Genomic DNA, 21,744 nt, shown 5'->3' on the forward strand with positions numbered 1-21,744 from the left:
GTCGTTTTTGAGAGGCGCGGCTCGGGAATCTGAGCCCGATACCGGCCCGATGTTTAAGGCTCGTAAATATAAGGGGCTCGAGCAGAAGCTAGGCTATCGCTTCAAGAACGAAGCGCTGCTGACGCGTGCCTTAACGCACTCGAGCCTGCGTGGCGCCAAGAAGGCACGCGAGGATAACGAGCGGCTGGAGTTCGTGGGCGACCGCGTGCTCGGGCTCGCCATCGTCGAACTCTTGGCCGAAACCTATCCCACGGCGACCGAAGGCGAATTGGCGCGGCACCTGAACCGGCTTGTGCGCGGCGAAACCTGCGCCAAGGTGGGCCGCGAGCTCGATCTCGGCGAATATCTGATGCTATCCGAAAGCGAAGCCGGGAGCGGCGGCCGCCTCAAGGCGACCATTCTGGCCGATGCGGTCGAAGCTGTACTTGGCGCTATTTTTCTTGAGGCAGGCTTCAACAAAGCGCGAGACGTCGTCCGAAAGCTCTGGGAGAATGAGGAGGTTTCGTTCGGCAATGCCGCCGCCGACCCGAAGTCTGCTCTCCAGGAGTGGGCCCAGGGTCAGGGACTGGCGCTTCCGAATTATGTTGAAGTCGAGCGCACGGGCCCCGATCACGCCCCGCGCTTCACCGCTGAGGTCCGGATCAAGGGCAAGGCGCCGGCACGCGGCGAGGGGGCCTCAAAACGGGCTGCCGAGCAGGCCGCGGCCACCGCGCTGCTCGAACGTGAAGGTGTGATGGAGAAGCGCCACGTTGGCTAATGCCCCTACAGACGAAGCGATTGCCGGATCCCAGGGTCCGCAACGTTGCGGCGTGATCGCCATTATTGGCGCACCGAATGCAGGCAAGTCGACCCTGGTCAATGCGCTCGTCGGCGCAAAGGTCACGATCATCTCTCGCAAGGTCCAGACCACGCGCATTCAGATCCGCGGCATCGCCATGGAGGGTGCGAGCCAGCTTGTGCTGATCGACACGCCCGGCATTTTCGCCCCGAAGCGCCGTCTCGATAAGGCGATGGTTGCAAGTGCGTGGGCGGGCGCGGCCGATGCGGATCAGGTGCTGGTCCTGATCGACGCCGCAAAGGGCGTCGACGAGGATGTCGAGCGTCTGCTTGCGCGCCTCGCGGAGCAAGGGGCAAAGGCGATCCTCGTCCTGAACAAGGTTGATCGCGTCGAGGACAAGAGCCACCTGTTTACGCTCGTCCAGGATCTCTCGGCTCGGCTCCCCTTCGAGCAAGTGTTCATGGTTGCTGCGCTGACCGGCGATGGCGTGGCCGATCTGAAGCGCTTCCTCGCCGGCCGTGTGCCGGAAGGTCCATGGCTCTATCCTGAGGACGAGCTGTCTGACATTCCTATTCGCCAGCTCGCCGCCGAAGTGACGCGCGAGAAGATCTACAACTACCTGCACGATGAGCTCCCGTATCAGATCACCGTCGAAACGGAATCCTGGAAGACGCTGCGCGACAAGTCGGTTCGGGTCGAGCAGGTCATCTACGTCACCCGCGATGGGCACAAGAGCATCGTGCTCGGCAAGGGCGGCCAGACGATCAAGAAGATCTCGCAGGCGTCCCGCACCGGGCTGACCGAAATCGTCGGTGCACCCGTCCATCTGTTCTTGTTCGTGAAAGTACGGGAAGGGTGGGACCGCGATCCCGAGCGCTATCGCGAGATGGGGTTGGAATTCCCCACGGAGGACTGATGTCGGACACGGCGCTCACGATCGGAAAAGCGATGGGCGCCGTTGCTCTCGTCCTCGTTTCTGCCGTCGCTTACGCGCCAGCCAAAGCGGCCGTGCGCATCTGCGAGGCCCCAGTGTCCAGCGGCCCCGTTATTGGCTCGACCGAGCAGGAGGCGCGCAAGAAGGCGCTCGATAGCTGGAAGTTCAAAGCCCTGCAGCACGGCGAGCCCTATGGGAGCTGGCGTCTCGCAGCCGACAAGTTGTTCACTTGTCTGCCCCGGAAAGAAGGCGGCTTCGAATGTCTGGCCCGGGGGAACCCCTGCACGATCGAGCAGGCCCCCGCCCGCCGCGAGCTGCGCCAGAAGCGCCTTGGTGTTTGAGCTACCCACGCCCGGCCGCTCGACCGGTAAAATAAGCCTTCGATGACGCCCTTGATCCTAGTGGACCTTCCGATTTCCCCATTCTCAGTACTATGAATGGGAAAGATCAAAGGAGACACGCGTTTTGAGAAGTCTCATTCTATTCCTGTCCGTACTGATGATGCTTCTCGTGCTCATTTTCCAAAGACTTGGGGCGCTCACGGGAACATGTACCCAAGGTAGCGTAGGTCCGCTCATGACCGGCACAATTCTGAGCGGTCCAATATTGGCAATGGTATCCGTGTGTCTTGTTTTGTTGTGGCGCAGTGCCGTGAGCCCTGGCGAGACAACGGGTCTGGCAATGCTGGCTGCCGCATCACTCATAGTCGTTGTTTCCAACGTCGAGGTCTGGAAACGGACACTTCTTCTTGGTGGCTCTGCTTGCGGCCCTGATTACAACTATACAGTTGAGGGATGGGATGCCGACCAGCTTGCTATCGGCTTTGCGTATGGATTGTGGCCATTTCTATTGACGATTGCTACTGTTTCCTTGCTCCTAAGAAGGAGCAAACTTCGGCATTGAGACCTTCTTGTTGTTCCTAACCGGACCTCAATTTGAACTACCGCCCCCTCGTTTTCCGGCCCACTTTCTGCGCGCTCCACTTCCTTTAAACTCCCCCCATGAACTGGTCCGATGAAGGTGTGAGTCTCTCGGTGCGTCCGCACGGCGAGACGGATGGCAGACGCTTACGCAAGACGCGCCTTGGCGTTTAACGAGCAGTTTCACGGACCGTAGGTGCGTGTTCGGTCCGGAAACGTGCGGCGCCATTCGCGGCCCATGCGGGCTTGGCGATAGGCATCACTGAAGAGCGCGCGAATGAAAGAAATGTCGAACTCGGAAGCGGGCAGGAAGGGGAGCTTCGGTCGTGGCGATGCTATGCGCACCGACGTCCGGGTGCCTCGCGCGGCGAGAAAAAAATCGTAGGCAGGCACCACGAGCGGGCGCGTCGTCTGGAGTGGTGGCGACGAGGAAACAGCATCTCTGGCAGTCGTGTAGGCCTCCCCTTCATCCGGAAAGAGGACGCCGTTATGGATCAAATAAAATGCTGGATTTGGCGGAGACGAGCCGCCCACGAAAAGAAAGCGTTCACCCGCTCCAACGTTTCGGAATGTTCGATTTCGCTCAGTGAGCGTTCCGGCCGCAATCGGCACCGTTGCGGGATCGATACCCGTTGTGAGGTCGACCGCCGCGAGAAGAATATTCCGGATATAGCGATTGGCCTGCGGATGCCGGCTCGCGGCGATCGCGCCGAGATCCCAGATGCTCTCCCGACGCGCGGCAGAGCCGGGTAACGCGACCACCAGCCTACCGCCGCTTTCGTGTTTGCGCGCGATCGCCTCGAGTATTGGCGCGTCGATATAGGAGGCCGCCCTTTCCGCCATATCTGCGACGCTACTGGCGCCACACGTATAGATGTCTGCAATTTTGCGGTCGTGTTCGGTGCCGAGAAACGCGAACGGCGCAACAAGCGCACTCAGGCCCACAGCCGTTACGGATGTGAAGTTCGGTCTTTTGCCGGTCTCGCTCCATCCGACGAGCAAACCTGCGCCGTATGCGGTCCTGAGATCGCCGTCGGACAGGGCAAGCAGGCGGGGCGCCGAGTTGGGACTCTGTGCTGAAGATGCGCGTCTCTGTTGGTTCTCGGCAACGTGTGCGAGCTCCTCTATTGTGCGCGGCTCCGGCGCCTCCCAGCATGCGCGCGCCGGCATAGGGAGCGAAACGAGGCACAAGGCAAGGAGCGAAAATCTCACCGCCAGGCGTACCGGTCGCACTCGGCGCTCGCTATCATGACCTCGTCTCTGCATGGTGGCTCTCGCGAATGGGCTGGATTAGATAGGTCGGCATGAAGGCTCTGAAGTGTCGCTAGCGCATGGTGCGCCAGCGGATAATAGGAAAACGAGCAAATTCAGCACGGTAGAAAAATTAGCTCGGGCAAAGGCGCTCCGGAACCTTCGCGCATTTTGAGATACGGCCTGAGACGCCGATTGGCTTAGTCTTCCCCCATGAACTGGTCTGACGAAGGTGTGATTCTCTCGGTGCGTCCGCACGGCGAGACGGCGGCGGTGGCCGAGATCTTCACCCGCGCGCACGGTCGTCACCTCGGCCTCGTGCATGGCGGACGCTCGCGCAAGACGCGCCCCGTGCTGCAGATCGGAAATCACGTCGGCGTCACATGGAAAGGACGCCTCGTCGAGCATCTCGGCCACATGAACGTCGAGCTGATCCGCGGCTATGCGGCCGCCGCTATGGACGACGCTGCGGCGCTGGCGGGCCTGACGTCCCTCTGCTCGCTCGCCCGGCTGATGCCCGAGCGCGATCCCCATCCCAACCTCTACGAGGTCACCCTCTTCGTGCTCGCCTATCTCGATGACGCGAGCGTCTGGCCTGCACTCCTCGCGCGCTGGGAGCTGGCGCTGCTCGATGAACTCGGCTTCGGCCTGGATCTGACCCAATGCGCCGCCACGGGTATCAATGACGACTTGATCTACGTCTCGCCGAAAACCGGACGCGCCGTTTCAGCGTCTGCCGGCGAGCCCTATCGGGACAAGCTCCTCAAGTTGCCGCCATTCTTACTCCCCGGTCGCAAAGCGCCGCTCGCACCCGGCGATATCGAGAGCGGGTTTGCCCTCACCGGCCATTTTCTGGAAACGCGCGTTATCCGGGCCCGCGACGAGGAAATGCCGGAGTCACGAGCGCGCATGCTCGGCTTGCTGAGCCGCCTTCGTGAAGCGGGCCACGCTATCTGAGGCGCTCCAAAGGCGTGATCTCGACCCGTACGCCGGACGCCGGATCCGGCTTCAGCTTGTAGACCAGCCCGTCCAGCGCCTCGTAACGCATGGAGAGACGCTTGCTTCCGAACGTGTCGAAGGAAATCTCGCTCGGATTGCAGGCGGAATGCGTCACGGCATAGGACGGCTGCACCTCGTGCTCTTCGCCGGCGAAGGAATAGCTGACACTCTGCTTCGTCGTGTTCGAGACCTGAAACTCGTACTGCAGCGACTGAGGTCGTCCGAACAACTGCACGGAAATGAACTTCGGGTCCTTGTTATTTGCCCGCGCGACGCCCACGCCGATATCCGTCATGTACGGCGCGACCATGTTCGCGCGATGGGGCGGCGAGTTGATCCATCCCTCGACGGACTTCTGGGCCAGCACGCGGGATTCGAAGCCCCGGCTGTCCACGTGGAGCGCAAGGTTCTCGCCGACCTGGCACCAGACGTACCCCGCCGACGCGATCCGGTCGCCCGCTTGGCGCCCGTCCGCCGTATGAGAGAATTGCCCGTTCTTGGCGAGATAGGCCGCATAGGCCCGCGCCGCCTTCGTCAGGTCCGCATTGGCGGTCAACGCACCGAGTTTTTGCTTGCCCCGGTAGGCGTTGGTCATCTCGATGATGGCGGCTTCAACGGTCGGTGTGTCGGGGAGTACGGCAGGCATGGGCTATGGGCTGTTGAGGTACGTTGCGGGTGAGGATCGGGCTCCACGGCGGCAAAGGCAAGGCGGCGCCCATGACGATCAACGCGAATTTTCTGAGGAATTCCGGTCGAATTGCGCTGTGCAATCAATTGTGTGTTGTTGCAACCTGTGGCGCTGCGGCACTTGAGCAGCGCCCTCCGGAGAAGTAACCAACGGCCATGACAGAAAAACCGATTCTGCCGGGACCCGGACCCATCGAACCGGTCATGCTCAAGGATGCGCTCGAGGAGCGCTACCTGGCGTATGCCCTTTCCACCATCATGCACCGCGCGCTGCCCGACGTGCGCGACGGCCTGAAGCCGGTGCACCGCCGTATTCTCTACGCCATGCGCGAACTGGGCCTCGATCCCGACAAGGGCTATCGCAAGTGCGCCAAGATCGTCGGCGAGACGATGGGCAACTATCACCCGCACGGCAACCAGGCGATCTACGATGCGCTGGCGCGACTGGCGCAGGATTTCGCCGTGCGCTATCCGCTCGTCGATGGCCAAGGCAACTTCGGCAACATCGACGGCGACAACCCGGCGGCCGATCGCTACACGGAAGCCCGCCTGACCACCGTCGCAGCGGAACTCCTCGACGGCATCGACGAGGACACCGTCGCCTTCCGCCCGAACTACGACGGGCGCGAGCAGGAGCCAACCGTCCTTCCCGCCGCGTTTCCGAACCTTCTCGCGAACGGCGCAGCCGGCATCGCAGTCGGCATGGCGACGAACATTCCCCCGCACAACGTCGATGAGCTGTGCGCGGCGCTGCTGCATCTCATCAAGCACCCGAATGCGACCATCGAGAAGATCGTCGAGATGGTCCCGGGCCCGGACTTTCCGACCGGCGGCGTCTTGGTCGAGCCGCGCGAGAACATCCTGGAAGCCTATAAGACGGGCCGCGGCGGCTTCCGCTTGCGCGCCAAGTGGGAGAAGGAGGAAACCGGCCGCGGCGGCTATCAGATCGTCGTGACGGAAATCCCGTATCAGGTCCAGAAGGCCAAGCTCATCGAGAAGATCGCGGAGCTCATGACCGAGAAGAAGCTCCCGCTTCTGGGCGATATCCGGGACGAGTCGGCCGAAGAAGTGCGCCTGATCCTCGAACCCAAGACGCGCACGGTCGATCCTCTCATTCTGATGGAGAGCCTCTTCCGGATCACAGAGCTGGAAGTGCGTTTCGGCCTCAACATGAACGTGCTTTCGGCAGGCCAGATCCCGAACGTGCTCTCGCTGCGCGACGTGCTGCGCCAGTGGCTGGAACACCGCATTGACGTTCTGGTGCGCCGCTCCGAGTTCCGCTTGAAAAAGATCGAGCACCGTCTGGAAGTGCTCGACGGTTATCTGATCGCCTACCTCAATATCGACGAGGTGATCCGGATCGTCCGCTTCGAGGAGGATCCGAAGGCCAAACTGATCGCGCGTTTCAAGCTCTCCGAGGTTCAGGCGGACGCCATCCTGAACCTGCGCTTGAGGAGCCTGTCGAAGCTCGAAGAGGTCGAGATCAAGGCCGAGCACGACAGGCTCTCGAAGGAGCGCCGTGAGCTCAAACAACTCCTGAAGTCGGACGAGCTGCAGTGGGAGCGCATCTCGGAAGAGGTGCGCGAGACCCGCGAGCGCTATTCCAAGAAGACCGTTCTGGGGCGCCGCCGCACGACGTTCGCCGACGCCCCCGAGATCGACGTCGACCTCGACGCCGCACTCGTCGAGAAGGAGCCCATTACGGTTATCCTGTCCGACAAGGGGTGGATCCGCGCCCTCAAAGGCCATCAGGACGACCTGTCGAAGCTCGACTTCAAACAGGGCGACAGCCTGAAACGCGCCATCAAGGCGCAGACGACCGACAAGCTCATTCTCTTCGCCACCAACGGAAGGTTCTTCACGCTCGAGGCGAGCCAGCTTCCGGGCGGACGCGGCCACGGCGAGCCCGTGCGTCTGATGGTGGATCTCGAAGAGAACCAGGACTTCGCCGAATGCTTCGTCCACGAGCCGGGCCGCAAGTTGCTCGTCGCGAGCACCGGAGGCTACGGATTCGTGGTGCCCGAGGACGAGGTCGTCGCGTCGACCCGCAAGGGCAAGCAGATCTTGAACGTCGCCGCCGACGAAGAGGCGCGCGTTTGCGTGCCCGTCGATGGCGACCAGGTCGCGACCATTGGCGAAAACCGCAAAATGCTGGTCTTCCCGCTCGCAGAGGTGAACGAGATGACCCGCGGCAAGGGCACGATCCTGCAGCGGTTCAAGGACGGCGTCCTCGCCGATGCGCGCGTGTTCTTCAAGAAGGAAGGGCTGACGTGGCTGGATACTGCGGGCCGGACCTTCACGCTCGAATGGTCCGAGGTCAAGGAATGGGCCGGCCAGCGGTCGCAGGCGGGCAGGGTCGCCCCTAAGGGCTTCCCACGTTCCAACAAATTCGGTCCGCCGTTCCGCTAAAAGACACGCTTTCCGTGAAAAATCCGTAGGTTGGGCTGCCTGTGCGCGTGCTTGTCTTGCGTCGCGCCAAGAGCCCCGGTAGGACAAGTCTCATGGGGCGGAAAATGAGAATAACGGGTGTGGTGGCGGCAGGGGGCTTGGGGCTGATGCTCGCGGTCGCCGCACAGGCACTGGCGCCTGGATGGGTCGGCCCGGTAGCCGCCCAGGAAACGCCGCCCGCTCCTCCGAACGCTGAAGCCGCGCCGTCGGCCGCTGTGCCGGCGACCTGCGCCAGATCCGAGTTCGAGAGCGCCGTCGATCATGCTGCGGAGGCTCTGCGCGATCTCAACAATCGCAATCGTCCGGAGTTTCAGGCCAAGCTGCGCAAGCTGAAGGAAAAGCGGGCGTGGAACGATGATCAGTTCCTGAAGGAAGCGGCGCCCTACGTGAAGGACGACCAGATCGCGATTTACGACGCCAAGACGAACGATCTATTGGCGTCCATCTCGTCCATGGGCCAGGAAGGTGCCAACGCAAAGGACCCCAATTGCACGGTGTTGGCCGAATTGCGCGGCCTCATGCAGGTGTTGATCGACACCCAGGGCACGAAGTGGACCTACATGTTCAAGAAGCTCGACGACGAGCTCGCGAAGTAACGTCTTGTCCCGGCCAAGCGGCGAAAGCCGCTCAGATCCGGGACCCAGCCGAAATCCCCCCAGAATCCTACCGCGCCGGCACACGCACCCAGCCGTTCGGACCCAGATGCTCCTGAGGCTGATAGCGCGTCTTGTAGCTCATCTTGCGTGAGCCCTCGATCCAATAGCCGAGATAGAGGTAGGGCAGGCCGAGCCTGCGGGCATAATCGACGTGCTCCAGGATCATGTAGGTGCCGAGGCTGCGTTCTTCCTCGAGCGGCTCGTAGAAACTGTAGACCATCGAAATTCCGTCCGAGAGACGATCGCAAAGCGCGACGGCCGCGAGCGGCCACGTATCGAAGTGATCTTCGAGCGGATTCTCAGGCTTGGCCCGGTACTCGGTGAGAAAAGTCCGCACCACGCTATCTTCGACCATCATGGCGTAGTCGAGCACGCTCATGTCCGCCATGCCGCCATCCGAGTGTCGCGCATCGATATAGCTACGGAAGAGCGAGAACTGCTCGGACGTCGGAATGGCAGAGACCCGTCGCGATACGATATCTCTATTGCGCTCCAGCGTGCGGCGCATCGTGCGCTTGGGTTCGAACTCGTCGACCAGAATGCGCACCGAGACGCATGCATGGCAGCCCTCGCAGTAGGGCATGTAGGCGATGTTCTGGCTGCGACGGAAACCGCCCTTGAGCAGGTTGTCGATCAGGGCGAGGGGTTTGTCGTGCGTGAGATGTGTGAAGAGCTTGCGCTCAAGCTTGCCCGGCAAGTAGGGGCACGGTTGGGGCGTGGTGACGTAGAATTCCGGAAAGTGCTTTTGCTGTTCCGTCATCCGAGGCCTGTATCATCGCCGCTGGCTCCGGACATCCGACGAACTCAAGAAGTCGGGGCAGAGCGGCAGTGGTGCCCGGCCGCTTACGCTTGAGCCGGCGAGACAGTCGTCGCTGTCGAGTGACCAGGATAAGCGAGCCGGGCTCTCGCGATCAAGCGCAACAGCTGAGTGCGGGTGCAACCCGGCACCGTTGCAAAAAATATTATCCCTTGCCCTTGGTTTCCGTGCCCCCGTGCACGGCTGCGCTCTCGATGAAGGCAATAATCTCACCTGCAACATCGACTTTGGTCGCGCGTTCAATTCCCTTGAGTCCGGGCGAGGAATTAACCTCAAGGACAACCGGCCCTCGGTTCGAGCGCAGCATGTCGACACCGGCAACGTTAAGGCCGAGCACCGCAGCCGCGCGAACCGCCGTCGCGTTCTCCTCTTCGCTCACCGCCGTTTCCTCGGCCACGCCGCCGCGGTGTAAATTGGAGCGGAACTCGCCAGTCTTGCCGACGCGCCGCATCGCAGCAACCACACGCCCACCCACCACCAGGGCGCGCACATCGCTGCCTTCGGCCTCCGCGATGTACTCCTGGACAAGGATATTGATGTTGGCGGCGCTGAACGCCTCGACGATCGACTTTGCCGATGCCTCGGTCTCGGCGAGGACGACACCCATCCCTTGCGTTCCCTCGACGAGCTTGATCACCACGGGAGCGCCTCCGACCTCCTTGATGACCTCCTCGACCTTTTTGGGACCATGCGCGAAGGCGGTGACCGGCAATCCGATGCCGGCACGAGCGAGAAGCTGAAGCGCGCGCAGCTTGTCGCGCGAGCGCCCGATCGCGACGCTCTCATTGAGCGGAAAGACGCCCTGCATCTCGAACTGCCTCAGCACCGCGAGGCCGAAGTGGGTGATCGAGGCGCCAATACGCGGGATCACGGCATCGTAAAGGGGCAGCGACTTGCCGCCGTAGCGTAAGCCGGGCCGGTTCGAGGTGATGTTCATGTGAACCTGGAGCGTGTTGATCACGTCCAGGGTGTGCCCGCGCGCTTGCGCCGCCTCGACCAGGCGTTTGTGCGAGTAGAGTCCCGGGTTGCGGGCCAGCATGGCGAGACGCATGGAATGGGCCTGTCGGGATGAGCTGTTGCAGGCAAAGCGGCCGGAGGCTGGCCGGGCAATTGCGCGTTATTTTTGACCCTTGTCGGTCTTGTCCCCCGTGCTCATCAGGCCGGCAGCGGCCGGCGGCGGCTTGGTCGAGCGGCGTGCCGGACCGGTCCCCGCGGCGCTGCCCTGAGACCATGAGCTTCCCTCGTCGTTGCCTGCCGAAACGGGCGGCGGTGCTCCGCGGCGAGGCGGAGGGGAACTCGGAGCGGACGGCCCATCGAGCGGGCCCGGCAATGGGCTCGCATCGCCAGTTTCACGAGGGGGGCCTCGTTCGCTCAAGGCCTTGAGGCGCCCAGCCTGATAGCCAGCGTAAAATGCGCCGGCAGCGACCAGAATGAGAAGGATGAGATCGTTGGCAGACATCTGTGCAACCCGAAGTGGCGGGGGCGATATTCAGCCGATACGAGTCGCAGGCTAATTCAATCCATGTGCCTTACGCAACCGGATGATGCGTTGCAGCAATCTGATTATCTTACAGATCGACGGGCACCACACGCGCAGCCGGCAGGGCGCCATGCCGGGCTTTGGTGGAAAGATCGCCGTCGAGATCGGGATCAATCGACGCGTAGGTCAGCCAGGCCAGTCCGCCCATCGCAACGGCAAGAATGACGAGGCCGAGGAGAGAGCGCCTGAGAAACCACCCAAGGGTCACCTGCTGCACAGGCGCGCCCTGCACCGTGGATGCATCCTCGACACCGATTGTCATGTATTTCCCCCAAAAGCGGTCGAAGACATCGAGCCGCCCCCAACGCAATACACACACGGCCATGAGGGCATTCCCATGGCGCGCCGAAAAGTTTTATATCGTCTTGGATGAAAGAGGTTGGGTCTGCGGTCAAGGGGGCCCGTGAGGCGGCGCGCGTTCCGTATTCTCTGCGTGCTGCCGGTGCCACGCTTTCCTCCCGCAAAGGGCAGATTCCGGGGGTGTTTGCGCCCGGATCACCCGGAAAGAACAAGGATTGAAACGACAGACGAAACGAGCCACCCGCCGTCTCGGTGTGGGCGTAGCGACCCTCGCCTTTACGACGCTCGGCGCCGGCTTGGCGCTGGTCGGAGCGGCGACGGGCCGGGTTGCGATCGCGAAAGAGATCACGCGTGAGGCGGTCTGGCGGGCAATTTTTGCACGTCCCGAGATACCTGCCCCAAATCTCCAAGAGCAGGCGAAGATTGCCCTCGGCAGCGAACTCTTCCGGGACGTTCGCTTGTCGGGAGGCGGAACAGCGTCGTGCACAAGCTGCCACGATCCCGAGCGCGCATTCACGGACGGACGGAAGACCGCGATCGGACCTGGCGGAGACGTTCTGAGCCGCAATGCGCCAGCCCTCTACAACTTGGCCTGGGCCACATCGTTCTTCTGGGATGGCCGATCAGCGAGCCTGGTCGATCAAGCCAAGTTTCCGATTGAGAACGTGAATGAGCTCGCGGGCGATTTCCCGACGATCTCCCGGCGCTTATCGGACGATCCGCAAATGAGCGCGCGGTTTGCGGCAGCGTTCCCCGGCACGAACGAGGGGGTGACAGAGAGTTCCATCCTGGAAGCCCTCGCGGCATACGAGCGATCGCTTATTTCGCCAAAATCTCGTTTCGACCAGTGGGTCGAGGGCGACGATACCGCTTTGAGTGAACAAGAATTTCAGGGTTTCGACATCTTCGTCGGCAAGGCGGGATGCGTCTCCTGCCACGGCGGATGGCGCTTTACCGATGATGCCTTCCACGACATCGGCCTTCCCGGTTCGGACCCCGGTCGGGGTGCAATAAGGGGCGGCGCTCCGGGCCTCCCCGAGTTCAAGACGCCGTCTCTCAGGGAAGTCGGCCGAACGGCGCCATACATGCACGATGGCTCGCTGGCGACTCTTCGCGACGTGGTCGATCACTATGCTGGAGGCGTCATCAATCGCCCATCGGTGGCCGCGACGGTTGTTCGGGATTTGAAGCTTTCCGACGAGGAAAAGGCGGCGTTGGTCGCATTTTTGAACACGTTGTCCAGTGAACCCAAAAGCCACAGTGCCGATGAGACAACTCGCCCCATGCCTAAAAAATGAGCTGACGGAAACGTCTATCGTCCGGCCCTTATTCCGAAAAATTGCGTGATACTAAGTGGTTTGCTGGAAATTGATGGGTTTTGCACAATGATGCTCAAACGTCTCAGCTCAAAACATTAGCAATTGCTGCCCGGGTTTGTTTCTTGTGCGAGCCCTGATTCGCCGCCAACCTTGGCTTCAAGAAGAAAAGAAAGGGACGACGCGCCCCGAGGGTTGTGGTCCGCCAAAAGCGGGTAACTCTATGGCTTGGGGTTTGCAAAATGCTGGAGCTGATCGTCTCTGTTTGCCTCCTTGAAGACCACGCCCGGTGCAAGGACGTCTCTCTCACCTATATGGCTGAAAGCGTCACGCCGATGCAGTGCATGATGCAGAGCCCGGCCGAGATCGCTAAGTGGGCCGAAGCAAATCCGAAATGGTACGCCAAGAAGTGGAGCTGCCGCCCGGCAGGCCGTTACGCAAAGATCTGAGCCGTGTGGAAACATTGCGAAACGCGGACTGACTTCTCCCCAGTCCTTCGAATTCTCGGTGTTATATAGTCTCAGAAGTATTGGCTGAGAAAGCGGCTTGACCGTAACCAATAAACTCAATTCGGGCGGCGGCTCGACTGAATAAATACAGGGCGCTGAATTCGTAAGAATGGGCGTTGTGAGTTTTGAAAGGCGAAAAGGCAGCCCCGTCGTCGAGGTGCACCTCGAAGGGCGGCTGCTGACACAAACGGCCGACCCGGCGATCAGTTGATATCACGGGCGCCGTTTCATCCCATAACGGACTATCGGTTCGTCAACTTGAGCTCAATGCGGCGGTTCTTGCGCAGGCTCCCTTCGTCGACGCCCTGTTCAAGCGGCTGAAACTCGCCGTGCCCCGCGGCGACCAGATGCTCGGCCGGCACACCGCGCGAGGCAAGATACTTCACGACAGACACCGCGCGCGCCGTCGAAAGCTCCCAGTTGGACGGGAAGGTAGCACTCGCAATCGGCCGGATATCGGTATGGCCGTCCACTTGGAGTGCCCACGGAATCTCGGGCGGGATCGTCTTTGCAAGGTCGGCAACCGCAACGGCCAGCTGATCCATGGCGGCGAGCCCCTCCGGCGTCAGCGTCGCCTGACCGGACGGGAACAGCACCTCGGATTCGAATACGAACCGATCGCCTACGACGCGAATGTCCTTGCGATCCTTCAAGAGCTCGCGCAACCGCCCGAAGAAGTCTGACCGGTAACGCTGCAGCTCCTGAACTTGACGCGCGAGCGCCGCATTGAGGCGTGCACCCAGATCCTTGATCCGATCCTGGCTGTCCTTGTCCTTCCTTTCGGAGGCTTCGAGCGCATCGTTCAGCGCTGCAAGCTGGCGGCGCAACGCGAGCATCTGTTGGTTGAGAAGATCGACCTTCGCCAGGGCCTCGTTGGAGATCTGCTTTTGGGCGTCGAGGTCAGCGGTAAGCGATTGAATGCGCCCCTCCGCGGCCTTGGCACGCTCGTCGCCACTAAGCGCAAAGCCGGAGAGCTTGTCTTTCTCTTGCTTGAGGTCTGAGAGCGTCGCTTGCAGCGAGGCCAACTCGTCCTCGGCGTTACGGGATTTTCCCTTTTCGAGCGACAGCAGATTGGTGAGTTCGGAAATCTGCCGCGTCAGGCGTTGCAGCGCAGTGTCTTTCCCGGCCGATTCCTGCGTCGCGAAATACTGCGAGATCATGAAAATCGACATCAGGAACGTGACGACGAGCAGCAGCGTGGACAACACGTCCACATAGGCTGGCCAGAACTCACCGTATTCGCCGCCGCGCCGTGAACGCCCACGCGCCATGCTAGTGCTCCAATTCCGAAGTTCGCCCGACTTCGCGTCCAGGTTCGGAAGCGAACTTCGGACTCAAAAGGAGCACTACGCTCGTAGACTTGCTCGTGTGATTCAGATTGAGAAATTCGCTCTGAACCTTGCAGCAATCGGTGGCGAATTTCTCGATCATCGCACTAGCCGCCTCTCTTGAGCACGTTCTGGAGCTCGCGCAGCACGTTCGTCACCTCCGACTGCTGTGACGCCTGCTCGTCAACCCACTCGCGGACAACCTTCTGCTCGGCGCGCATTTGGGTCACGAGCTGGTTCACGCCGCGTGCGAGGTCCCGCACGGTCTCTTCCGATCCAGGAGCTGCACTGCCGGGGGGCGACGAGGGAAGAAAGGGCGCGCCGCCGCCTGCCATCCGCGTCGTGAGGTCTTCCACGGCTCGCTGCATTTCGTACACCGCGGTGAGGAGTTGCCGGCTCGCAAGCTCAGCGGCGCTCGAAGATCCTGGCGTCAGCTCGGTAATGCCCGAGAGCCATTCTTCGAGTTCGTTGTAGAAGCGGTTCTGCGCGTGGCTCGCCTGGAGCTCCATGAAGCCGATGATGAGAGATCCCGAAAGGCCGAGCAGTGAGGACGAGAACGCGGTGCCCATGCCCTTGAGCGGAGCAGCGAGACCCGCCTTGAGCTCGTCGAAAACGGCGACCGTTCCATTGCCCGACGTATCGAGGGCACTGATCGCGCCTCCCACCGACTGGATCGTCTCGAGAAGGCCCCAGAACGTACCCAGAAGGCCGAGAAAAACGAGCAGGCCCACCATGTAGCGTCCGGTGTCGCGCGCTTCGTCGAGCCGCGAGCCGATGCTGTCCATGATCGTGCGCATCGAGACGGTCGACAATGAAAGAGAGCCCGTGCGGTCGCGGAGCATCGTTGCCATCGGGGCGAGCAGCACCGGCTGATGCGAGCTGGCAAGACCGGGGTCGGAAACCCGGAACGCGTTGACGAAGCGAATTTCAGGGTAGAGCCGGACGACTTGCCGGAAGGCGTAGATGATACCGATGAACAGGACGCCGATGATGAGCCCATTGAGCCCCGGGTTTGTCATCAACGAAACCATGAGTTGCTCATGGAGGATCGCACCCAGGAAAGCGACCAGCGTCAGAAACACGAGCATGCGCACCAGAAAAACGCCGGGCGGCGTCAAGCTCTTGTGCATTGAGGCCGCAGCCACTTCGGGTCGTTTGCGTGCCATTCCAGTCTCCGGCCCCTGCACTCGAAAAAAAACGTCCGACAATAGCTGAACCCCATGCCACCGGAAACGGGCAACATCGTGCCCACGGCCCTGTCATTAGGGCCGTTTTGAGGCAGAAAGCGCGGCCGCCCCCGACGATCAGGGTTCAGATGAGATCGCGGAGTGCAGCCCGGAGCTGAGGAGCGAGATCCTCGCGATCGAGGCCGTAAGCGACATTGGCGAGCAGGAAGCCGATCTTTGAGCCACAGTCATAGATCGTGCCGTCGAAGCGCACGGCATGGAACGGATGCTTCTTGTCCCGGCTGAGTTCGATCATTGCATCCGTAAGCTGAATTTCTCCGCCCGCGCCAGCCTCTTGTCGGGCCAGAATTGGGAAGATTTCTGGTTCGAGCACATAGCGGCCGGTGATGTGTAGGTTCGAAGGAGCAGTTCCCTTGGGCGGCTTCTCGACCATTGTGGTGATGCGGCTCACTTTGGCCTTAGCGTCCTCGACGCCCACGATGCCGTACTGATGGGTCTGGTCGTCCGGGACGGGGGATACGGCCACGAGGTTGCCGCCGCCCGTCTGCTCATAGGCGTCGATCATCTCCGCAAGGCACGGCGGACCATGGTGAAGCATGTCGGGCAGCAACAGCGCGAACGGCTCGTCTCCGACGATGTCACGGGCGCACCACACGGCATGACCGAGACCGCGGGGCGCCTGTTGGCGTGTGAAGCTGGTGCGGCCTGCGTCCGGAAGTTCGGCGAGAAGCTCCTCCAGCTCCCGGGTCTTCTTCTTCCCTGAGAGAGTCGACTCGAGTTCGAACTGGTGATCGAAGTGATCCTCGATGCAGGCTTTGCCGCGCCCCGTCACGAAGACGAAATGTTCGATGCCGGCCGCGCGGGCTTCGTTGACGACGTGCTGGATGACAGGGCGATCGACGACCGTAAGCATTTCCTTTGGCACCGCCTTGGTGGCGGGCAGGAAACGCGTTCCAAGTCCGGCCACGGGAAATACGGCTTTGCGAATGCGCTTAGGTTTGGACATCAGGTCACCGAGAAAATTGCTGGGAAAACGCGAGCGGCACGGAACCGCCCTGGAGGGGAGGGAACTGAGACTATATCCAATGTTGCGGGGGTGGCGGGCAAGCCCCGGGGGTGGCAGTCCCGAGAGGGAATATCAAGGAGGTTAAAGTGTTCCACCAGTTGGCGCAAAAGTGAGGCCGTTTTGAAAAATGATAGGACGGTAGCCCCTCAAACGGGTCTCAAAAAAGCCCGGAATCGCAGACACGGAGTGGGCTCGTTCGCTCCGGCGACGAAAGCGCCTGCAGGAAGTATAGTTTGCGCATGAACATTCAACCTCGTGCTCGTTCCGCATCGATCGGTTCGAGGATTTTTACCATCGCGCTCGCAGGCATGCTGGTTGTGATGGCGGCCATTTTTGCCTCCAGGTCCGCGTCGGCCGATGCGAAACTTGACGCGTGGATCGAGGGGCTTTGGCCCGAGGCCGAGGCGGCCGGCGTTTCGCGTGCAACCTTCGATAAGGCGCTCAAAGGTTTCACGCCGAATCTGAAAATTCCGGATCTCGACCTTCCCGGCCGTCCTTCGAACGATGCCACTGGGCAGGCGGAGTTCACGCGCGCGCCTTCCGAGTATCTCGACCGCGCCTATCTCTTGCGCCTTGCGACGACCGGCAAGGACCTGCTCGTCAAGCATCAGGCCACACTGGAAAAGATTGAGCGCGAGCTTGGCGTCGATCGCTACTCGGTCCTCGCCATATGGGGCCGGGAGACGGCCTTCGGCAGCCACAAGCTTCCCCACGACGCCATCAACGTCGTGGCGACGCTCGCCTATCTCGGAAAGCGGAAAGATGTCTTCCGCATCGAGTTGATCGCGGCGCTCAAGATGCTCGAGTCCGGAGTGCCGCGCGCGATGATGCGCGCCTCATGGGCCGGCGCCATGGGCCTGACGCAGTTCATGCCGAGCGAATATTTCAAGCATGCGCACGATCTGGACGGCGATGGCAAGACCGACATTTGGAATTCCGTCCCCGATGCGCTGGCGTCCGCAGCGAGTCAGCTCAAGGGCAAGGGCTGGGTCGCGGGGCAGACCTGGGGCTATGAGGTCAAGCTCGCGCCGCAAGCGGACTGCGCCTTTGAAGGCCCTACGCAGGAACGCACCATCGCCGAATGGGCAAAACTCGGCTTGAAGCGCGCCAACGGCCGCCCCTGGACTCAGGATCAGCTCGCGCTCAGCGCCTACATGATGAGTCCGGCGGGCGGATACGGCCCATCCTTTCTTGTGCTGGAAAATTACAAGGTCATTCGCCGCTACAACATGTCGGATCTCTACGCCGTGTTCGTCGGCAACCTCGCGGATCGCATTGCGGGTGGTGGGGACTTCGCAACGCCTTGGGGCGGAACGGGTCCCCAGAAAACCCGTAACATCGAGGAAATCCAGGAACGACTCAGGGCCTTGGGCTATGATGTCGAAAAGATCGACGGCAAGGTTGGCTCGAACACCCGCAAGGTCATCGGTCTCTACGAACGCGCCAACAACTTGAAGGTTGACTGTTGGCCGTCTGATACCGTTCTTGATCACATGCGAAGATCCGCTTCGCGGTAAGGTGTGCGAAGGCCGCGGCGAGCGGCAGTGGGCCGGAAGACTGAAAAATAGCCGGGAAGGCATGCACGCGCGCTTCACGTTTTCGCTGATGGTCCTGCTCGCAGCGCTGCTCGCGGCGGCGATTCCGGCTGCGGCTCAGGAAGACCCGGCCGGCGCAAGCTTCATTACGCCGTTTCCGCCCGGAGACACCTACAACCTGGTGATGATCGGCGATGATCTGGCGGAGGGCCTTCTCGCTGGCGCCGTTGAAGTCTTCCAGAAGGATCCGCGTCTCATCGTCCGCAACACGCATCTCTCCATCAACGGGTTGATGCGGCCGGACTTCGACCAGAAGCTCCAAGACCTCGATAGCCAGTTGAAAGATGCGGCGCCGCAGATCGCCATTTTGATGCTTGGAGCCTGGGACCGCGTTTCCGTGCGCGATCCGGCAACGGGCAAGCGCTTAATGGTCGGCACAGATGGCTGGCGCCGGGAATACGCCGCGCGCAGCGACCGCCTGTTGAAGGCGCTTCGTAAGCGCAACATCTCGGTCTACTGGGTCGGCCTTCCAAACGTTCGCCGCTATGACGCGAACGAAGACGTGCAGACGATGAACAGCCTGCTGCGCGAACGCGTCTATCTGAATGGCGCAAAGTATATCGACAGCTACGCCGGTTTCGCCGACGAGAACGGCGGCTACAGCGCCTACGGCCCCGACATTACCGGTAAGATCCGTCTGCTGCGTTCAGGTGACGGCGTTTACTTCACTTGGGAAGGCAATCGCAAGCTCGCTTACTTCGTCGACCGCGAGCTGCGCCGCGATATCACGCAAGCCAAGGCCGATCGCGCGATTCCACTAGATGGCAACGAGGCCGAACAGCAAAAGGTCAATCCTGAGGCTGCGAAAAACGCCAATCCGGCACCGGGCGCGAGCCCATCTGCGGCCGCCCCGGGAGCAGAAGGTCCCGCTGGCGCGGCGGGCGCCAAGCAGGACGCGAGTGGCGCAGGCGATCAGAAGGCCGATAACGGCCGGATCAATTTGCGTATCGTGAGCGAAGGGGGACGCGAGGAAATCGTTGCGCTCGATATCGTGCGTCCGGCAATTCCGGCATCGGTCATCGCGCTCGTCACGCGCCGCGAAAGCTCAGATCGCGCGTCCCAGCTCGGTGAATCCGTAACCGACCAGATTTCGGGCGGCCTCACCGTCATGAGCACCGTCGCATTGGCCACGGGAGCGGGCCGCGATGGTCGCCGTCGGCTCGCGCCCTCTCAGGCGCCGTATTTCCGTGTGCTGTTCAAAGGCGAGCGGTTGCCGCCGAAGCCGGGACGCGCAGACGACGCATCCTGGCCGCGTCCGGCTCCGCCGCCGGAAGCAGCATACTTCCCCGCGGCAGATCCAGTGGAAACTGGCGCGACGGCTGTGGACGAGAAGCCGGCCAAACCGAACGCAGCACAGCGCCGCAAAGCGCGCGAATAGCTCGCGTCAATTTTCGCGACCGGGACGGGAGCCCGCTTGGCTCCCCGTCCCGGCGCGCTCTTGTCATTCTTCGTCGGAAATCTTTGCAGGGCGCCGGCGGCTGCGTTCAGCGCGTGCAGCACCGTTCTTCTTGTCGACCAACTCGTCCAGACGGCGGTCTGCGGCATCGAAAGCATCTCTCAATGCGATCTTGAGATCCTCTTGCGCCTGTCCGACGGCGGACTCATGCGTGACGATGAGCGGCGCTGCGCCGGGAATGCCGATGTCGATCTTGATCTCGTAGGTCTTGCCTTTGTGGGAGTGCTTATGAGGAGCCGCAACGACGACGCGGCAGTGTGTCATGCGGTCGAAGTGTTTCTCGAGCTTGGCCGCTCGCTCCGCGATCTTTGTTTCGATTGCGGGACTCTTGTCGAGCCCTTTGAACGAGATTTCAAGCGGAGTGTCCATGTGAAGATCCCTTCAAGTTGGGTGACGAAACAAAAGCGTCACACACTTGATATTAGACCTCGACTTGGCCGCATCAAGGAGAGAATGGGTGCAACTTTAGCCCGTAGGTAAAGAGGAGCTACAGCGCTTCAGCGCGGCAGCGTCGTGTTACCCATCAGGTACTTGTCGATAGAACTTGCCGCCTGACGGCCTTCGCGGATGGCCCACACGACAAGCGATTGTCCGCGCCGGACGTCGCCGGCTGCGAAGAGCTTGCCGCTACCGGGAAGGCGATAGTCGCGTTCGTTCGCATCCACACCCTTGAAGCGCCCGCGAGCCACCTCTTCGAGGGCGAGTCCGGAAAGCACGCCGCCGTCGGCCGGACCCGAGAAGCCCATCGCGAACAACACGAGCTCCGCTTCGAGCGTTGCGTCCGTTCCCGGAATGGGCTGCATCTTTGAGTCAACCTGCACATAGTGCAGCTTCTTCACCTTGCCGCCTTCGCCCGAGAAGCCCGTGGTCGAGACAGAGTACTCGACGACAGCGCCCTCGGCCTGCGACGACGAGATGCGAAGCTTCAGTGGCCAGTTCGGCCAGGAGAGCGTTTTATTCTCCTTCACCGGCGGCTTCGGCATGATCTCGAGCTGTGTGACCGATTTCGCACCTTGCCGGAATGACGTGCCGATGCAGTCCGAGCCGGTATCGCCGCCGCCGATCACGACCACATGCTTGCCCTTCGCCGAGATTTCCTTCGTGCCGGGAAGCTGCGCTTCGTCGGCGACGCGGCGGTTCTGCTGCGTCAGGAAATTCATCGCGTAGTGAATGCCGTCGAGATCGCGTCCGGGGGACTTCGCAAAGAAGTCGAACGGAGTTTCCGATCCCATCGCCAGCAGCACGGCATCGTGCTGTGCTTCGAGATCTCGCGCGGAGATGTCTTTGCCCACATTGACGTTGCAGTGGAAGACCACGCCCTCGGCTTCCATCTGCGCCTGACGGCGCGCGACGATGTGCTTTTCCATTTTGAAGTCTGGAATGCCGTAGGTCAGCAACCCGCCGGGACGCGCATTCTTTTCGTAGACGTGCACGTCGTGGCCTGCGCGAGCGAGCTGTTGTGCAGCCGCGAGGCCTGCGGGGCCAGATCCGATAATCGCGACCTTCTTGCCTGTTTTCGTCTCCGGAGGTTGCGGCGTGATCCAGCCGTTCTCGAATGCACGATCAGCGATCGAGTATTCGATCGACTTGATGGTCACCGGCACGTCGTCGATGTTGAGCGTGCAGGCCGCTTCGCACGGCGCCGGACAGATGCGTCCCGTCACCTCGGGAAAGTTGTTCGTCGAGTGCAGGTTCTCGGCAGCGACTTTCCAGTCGCCACGATAGACGAGGTCGTTCCAGTCAGGGATCTGGTTATTGACGGGGCATCCGCTATGGCAAAAAGGGATGCCACAGTCCATGCACCGCGACGCTTGCGTTTTGACGTTCGTGTCTGCGAGCGGCACGACGAATTCGTGCCAGTGCTTTACGCGCTGCTCGACAGGCTCGTACGTACGATCCGCACGCTGGAACTCAAGAAATCCGGTCGGTTTTCCCATAGTCGTCGACTCTTCTTTCT

General features: G+C 61.5%; 21 protein-coding genes. 10 read left to right on the plus strand and 11 right to left on the minus strand.

The features are described 5' to 3' along the window. Window positions 1–49: 49 nt before the first annotated feature. Genes rnc through VHO05_RS03250 form a run of 3 tightly spaced genes read left to right on the plus strand, consistent with a single transcriptional unit; the run spans window position 50 to window position 2,053 of the window. Window positions 50–757, plus strand: coding sequence for a ribonuclease III (rnc, locus tag VHO05_RS03240; protein ID WP_329645176.1), 708 nt, complete (start codon window positions 50–52; stop codon window positions 755–757). After that, complete coding sequence (gene era, locus VHO05_RS03245) at window positions 750–1,694, plus strand: GTPase Era (protein ID WP_329645177.1); 945 nt, start codon at window positions 750–752, stop codon at window positions 1,692–1,694. The genes rnc and era overlap by 8 nt, the downstream gene beginning before the upstream one ends. Continuing rightward, complete coding sequence (locus VHO05_RS03250; RefSeq protein WP_329645178.1) at window positions 1,694–2,053, plus strand: hypothetical protein; 360 nt, start codon at window positions 1,694–1,696, stop codon at window positions 2,051–2,053. The genes era and VHO05_RS03250 overlap by 1 nt, the downstream gene beginning before the upstream one ends. A 762-nt stretch (window positions 2,054–2,815) precedes the next feature. Here VHO05_RS03250 and VHO05_RS03255 read toward each other — a convergent pair. Continuing rightward, window positions 2,816–3,865: a hypothetical protein gene (locus VHO05_RS03255; RefSeq protein ID WP_329645179.1), complete on the minus strand. Its 1,050-nt coding sequence runs from the start codon at window positions 3,863–3,865 to the stop codon at window positions 2,816–2,818. 231 nt (window positions 3,866–4,096) lie between these two features. On the opposite strand from VHO05_RS03255, the gene recO reads away from it, so the two are divergent. After that, window positions 4,097–4,840 carry a DNA repair protein RecO gene (gene recO / locus VHO05_RS03260; protein WP_329645180.1) on the plus strand — a complete coding sequence of 248 codons (744 nt, stop codon included), beginning with the start codon at window positions 4,097–4,099 and terminating at the stop codon, window positions 4,838–4,840. Here the strand turns inward: recO and VHO05_RS03265 are convergent. Continuing rightward, window positions 4,833–5,528, minus strand: a complete 696-nt coding sequence (locus VHO05_RS03265; RefSeq protein ID WP_329645181.1) for a CAP domain-containing protein — start codon at window positions 5,526–5,528, stop codon at window positions 4,833–4,835. The genes recO and VHO05_RS03265 overlap by 8 nt on opposite strands. Window positions 5,529–5,725: 197 nt before the next feature. Between VHO05_RS03265 and parC the strand changes: the two genes are divergently transcribed. Both parC and VHO05_RS03275 read left to right on the plus strand, forming a co-directional pair. Then, a complete protein-coding gene (gene parC / locus VHO05_RS03270) occupies window positions 5,726–7,978 on the plus strand; it encodes a DNA topoisomerase IV subunit A (protein ID WP_329645182.1) in 2,253 nt (750 codons plus the stop codon). A gap of 92 nt (window positions 7,979–8,070) precedes the next feature. Next, the gene (locus VHO05_RS03275; protein WP_329645183.1) at window positions 8,071–8,613 is read left to right on the plus strand and encodes a hypothetical protein; all 543 of its coding nucleotides are present in this window, start codon (window positions 8,071–8,073) and stop codon (window positions 8,611–8,613) included. Window positions 8,614–8,680: 67 nt separating this feature from the next. Here the strand turns inward: VHO05_RS03275 and VHO05_RS03280 are convergent, their stop codons facing one another. The 4 genes from VHO05_RS03280 to VHO05_RS03295 all read right to left on the minus strand — a co-directional run bounded on the left by VHO05_RS03280 (window position 8,681) and on the right by VHO05_RS03295 (window position 11,292). Continuing rightward, window positions 8,681–9,433 (minus strand): arginyltransferase, encoded by a 753-nt coding sequence (locus VHO05_RS03280; protein WP_329645184.1) that lies wholly within the window; start codon window positions 9,431–9,433, stop codon window positions 8,681–8,683. Between the two features lie 202 nt (window positions 9,434–9,635). Beyond that, window positions 9,636–10,541 (minus strand): 30S ribosomal protein S6--L-glutamate ligase, encoded by a 906-nt coding sequence (gene rimK, locus VHO05_RS03285; RefSeq protein ID WP_329645185.1) that lies wholly within the window; start codon window positions 10,539–10,541, stop codon window positions 9,636–9,638. Between the two features lie 66 nt (window positions 10,542–10,607). Further along, window positions 10,608–10,949, minus strand: coding sequence for a hypothetical protein (locus tag VHO05_RS03290; protein ID WP_329645186.1), 342 nt, complete (start codon window positions 10,947–10,949; stop codon window positions 10,608–10,610). A 109-nt stretch (window positions 10,950–11,058) separates the two neighbouring features. Then, entirely contained in the window at window positions 11,059–11,292 is a 234-nt protein-coding gene (locus VHO05_RS03295; RefSeq protein ID WP_329645187.1) for a hypothetical protein, read from the minus strand. A 253-nt stretch (window positions 11,293–11,545) separates the two neighbouring features. On the opposite strand from VHO05_RS03295, the gene VHO05_RS03300 reads away from it, so the two are divergent. Together VHO05_RS03300 and VHO05_RS03305 are read left to right on the plus strand one after the other, a co-directional pair. Then, window positions 11,546–12,628, plus strand: a complete 1,083-nt coding sequence (locus VHO05_RS03300; protein WP_329645188.1) for a cytochrome-c peroxidase — start codon at window positions 11,546–11,548, stop codon at window positions 12,626–12,628. A 260-nt stretch (window positions 12,629–12,888) separates the two neighbouring features. Next, on the plus strand, window positions 12,889–13,095 hold the full coding sequence (locus tag VHO05_RS03305; RefSeq protein ID WP_329645189.1) for a hypothetical protein: 207 nt from the start codon (window positions 12,889–12,891) through the stop codon (window positions 13,093–13,095). Between the two features lie 302 nt (window positions 13,096–13,397). Here the strand turns inward: VHO05_RS03305 and VHO05_RS03310 are convergent, their stop codons facing one another. From VHO05_RS03310 to VHO05_RS03320, 3 genes are all read right to left on the minus strand, one after another. Next, on the minus strand, window positions 13,398–14,426 hold the full coding sequence (locus VHO05_RS03310; RefSeq protein WP_329645190.1) for a peptidoglycan -binding protein: 1,029 nt from the start codon (window positions 14,424–14,426) through the stop codon (window positions 13,398–13,400). A 164-nt stretch (window positions 14,427–14,590) separates the two neighbouring features. Next, a complete protein-coding gene (locus tag VHO05_RS03315) occupies window positions 14,591–15,649 on the minus strand; it encodes a flagellar motor protein MotA (protein WP_329645191.1) in 1,059 nt (352 codons plus the stop codon). Window positions 15,650–15,794: 145 nt separating this feature from the next. After that, complete coding sequence (locus tag VHO05_RS03320) at window positions 15,795–16,676, minus strand: UTP--glucose-1-phosphate uridylyltransferase (protein WP_329645192.1); 882 nt, start codon at window positions 16,674–16,676, stop codon at window positions 15,795–15,797. A gap of 299 nt (window positions 16,677–16,975) precedes the next feature. Between VHO05_RS03320 and VHO05_RS03325 the strand changes: the two genes are divergently transcribed. Continuing rightward, window positions 16,976–18,253, plus strand: a complete 1,278-nt coding sequence (locus VHO05_RS03325; RefSeq protein WP_329645193.1) for a lytic murein transglycosylase — start codon at window positions 16,976–16,978, stop codon at window positions 18,251–18,253. Then, window positions 18,222–19,709, plus strand: coding sequence for a DUF459 domain-containing protein (locus tag VHO05_RS03330; protein ID WP_329645194.1), 1,488 nt, complete (start codon window positions 18,222–18,224; stop codon window positions 19,707–19,709). Before VHO05_RS03325 ends, VHO05_RS03330 begins: the two co-directional genes overlap by 32 nt. Before the next feature lie 63 nt (window positions 19,710–19,772). Here the strand turns inward: VHO05_RS03330 and VHO05_RS03335 are convergent, their stop codons facing one another. Together VHO05_RS03335 and VHO05_RS03340 are read right to left on the minus strand one after the other, a co-directional pair. Then, entirely contained in the window at window positions 19,773–20,156 is a 384-nt protein-coding gene (locus VHO05_RS03335; RefSeq protein WP_329645195.1) for an HPF/RaiA family ribosome-associated protein, read from the minus strand. A gap of 128 nt (window positions 20,157–20,284) precedes the next feature. Then, complete coding sequence (locus VHO05_RS03340; protein ID WP_329645196.1) at window positions 20,285–21,724, minus strand: glutamate synthase subunit beta; 1,440 nt, start codon at window positions 21,722–21,724, stop codon at window positions 20,285–20,287. Between the last annotated feature and the right edge of the window lie 20 nt (window positions 21,725–21,744).

The sequence above is a fragment of the Hyphomicrobium sp. genome (genome assembly GCF_036262015.1).
Classification (GTDB): Bacteria; Pseudomonadota; Alphaproteobacteria; order Rhizobiales; family Hyphomicrobiaceae; genus Hyphomicrobium_C.